This is a genomic window from Xanthobacter sp. BG11Y11_SDJG, assembly GCF_057364445.1.
Genome location: NZ_JBNFNU010000552.1, coordinates 1 through 2165, shown reverse-complemented (window position 1 = coordinate 2165; position 2165 = coordinate 1). Strand labels below are relative to the sequence as shown.

The 2165-nt window shown below is 70.9% G+C and carries 2 protein-coding genes; both read left to right on the top strand.

Going from position 1 to position 2165, the window contains the following annotated elements; genetic code table 11:
• Positions 1-259: 259 nt before the first annotated feature.
• Positions 260-1819 (top strand): thioredoxin domain-containing protein, encoded by a 1560-nt coding sequence (locus tag AC2W7M_RS24285; RefSeq protein ID WP_486135578.1) that lies wholly within the window; start codon positions 260-262, stop codon positions 1817-1819.
• A 50-nt stretch (positions 1820-1869) separates the two neighbouring features.
• Positions 1870-2043, top strand: a complete 174-nt coding sequence (locus AC2W7M_RS24280) for a hypothetical protein (protein ID WP_486135576.1) — start codon at positions 1870-1872, stop codon at positions 2041-2043.
• The last annotated feature ends 122 nt before the right edge of the window (positions 2044-2165 follow it).

Genomic DNA, 2165 nt, shown 5'->3' with positions numbered 1-2165 from the left:
GCAGATCGCCCATCAGCGCCCGCACCGCCGCCGCCGCCGCCGGCCCGGAGATCCGCACCACGGCGACCCCGCTCGGCGGGCGGCCGCTGGACAAAGCGAAGATGGTGTCCGCGAACGTCCCCATGGGCTCCCCATTTCCGTCCGCCCGCGCGATTGCAGCGGCCGGTCGCGCCCTTATATCTGACGGGCGGGCGCCATCGCAGCCCGCGCTTTTTGTCCGCCGCCTTTCCCTTCATCCATTGCCGCCGGGACCATTGCCATGAGCGCGAACCGCCTTGCCGCCGAGACCAGCCCCTATCTGCTCCAGCACAAGGACAATCCGGTCCACTGGTGGGCCTGGGGGCCGGAGCCGTTCGCCGAGGCGAAGCGCACCGGCAAGCCGGTCCTGCTCTCGGTGGGCTATGCCGCCTGCCACTGGTGCCATGTGATGGCGCACGAGAGCTTCGAGGACGCGCAGATCGCCGGCGTCATGAACGCGCTGTTCGTGAACATCAAGGTGGATCGCGAGGAGCGGCCGGAAGTGGACCAGATCTACATGGGCGCGCTCCATCAGTTGGGCGAGCAGGGTGGCTGGCCGCTCACCATGTTCCTCGACGCGGACGGCAACCCGTTCTGGGGCGGCACCTATTTCCCGCCCACCGCGCGCTATGGCCGGCCGGGCTTCGCCGAGGTGCTGCAGCAGATTTCCGAGGTCTATCGCGACAATCCGGACAAGATCCGCGCCAATACCGAGGCCATCGTCACCCGCCTGCACAAGGCGGCGCAGCCCAAGGACGGGGTCGCCATCGGCCTCGCCGATATGGACAAGGCCGCGACCCAGCTCATCGAGGTGTTCGACCGCGCGAACGGCGGCCTCAAGGGTGCGCCGAAATTCCCCAATTCGAGCCTCCTGGAGTTGATGTGGCGCGCCGGCGCGCGCACCGGCAACCCGCAGATGCGCGCGCTCGCCGCCTTCACGCTCAACCGCATGAGCGAGGGCGGCATCTACGACCATGTGGGCGGGGGCTTCGCGCGCTATTCGGTGGACGAGATCTGGTTCGTGCCCCACTTCGAGAAGATGCTCTACGACAACGCCCAGCTGTTGGAGCTGCTGGCGCTGGCCCATCGCGACACCGGCGACGCGCTGTTCCTCGACCGCGCCCGGCGCACCGTTGGCTGGCTGGAGCGCGAGATGCTGACCGACAGCGGCGCCTTCGCGGCGAGCCTCGACGCCGACAGCGAGGGCCACGAGGGCAAGTTCTACGTCTGGCAGTTCCACGAGATCGAAACGCTGCTCGGCGCCGAGGACGCCGCCTTCTTCTGCCGGCTCTACGACGTGACGCCGGCCGGCAATTGGGAGGCCGGCAACATCCTCAACCGCACCGATGCAGGCGACGTGAGCCTGGAGGACGAGGCGCGGCTCGCCCCCATGCTCGACACGCTGCTTGCGGCCCGCGCCGCCCGCGTGCGCCCGGGGCGCGACGACAAGGTGCTGGCGGACTGGAACGGCCTGATGATCGCGGCGCTCGCGCGCGCCGGCGCTTTCTTAAGCGAGCCCTCATGGGTGGCGCTGGCGCAGCGTGCCTTCGACGCGGTGGTGGCGCACCTCGCGCGCGGCGACCGGCTCGGCCATTCCTGGTGCGACGGCAAGGCGGTGCATCCCGGCCTCGCCTCGGACCTCGCCGCCATGGCGCGGGCGGGCATCGCTCTGCATGAGGCGACGGCGCGGCGGAGCCGCTGGCCGCGGGGCCGGCGCCTGGCTCGGCGGCGCTGGAGCGGCATCATCTCGACGCCGGCACGGGGGCCTATTTCCTCACCGCCGACGACGCCGAGGACCTGATCCTGCGCCCGCGCTCCAGCCATGACGAGGCGAGCCCCAACTACAATGCGGTGGCGGCCGACGCCCTGGTGCGGCTCGCGGCGCTGACCGGCGACGACACGCTGCGCGCCCGCGCGGACCGCATCATTGCCGGCCTTTCGGGCGAGGCGGCGCGCAACGTGCTCTCCCATGCGGCGCTGCTCAACGCCATCGACACGCGCCTGCGCTCGCCGAGATCGTGGTGACGGGGGTGGAGCGGCGACGCCTTCGCGGCGCGGCACTCAGGACAGAATTCCTCAACCGGGTTCTGGTGCGGCGCCGCCGCCACCGCCCGACTCCTGCCGCCCGGCAGCCTCGGCCGCCATCG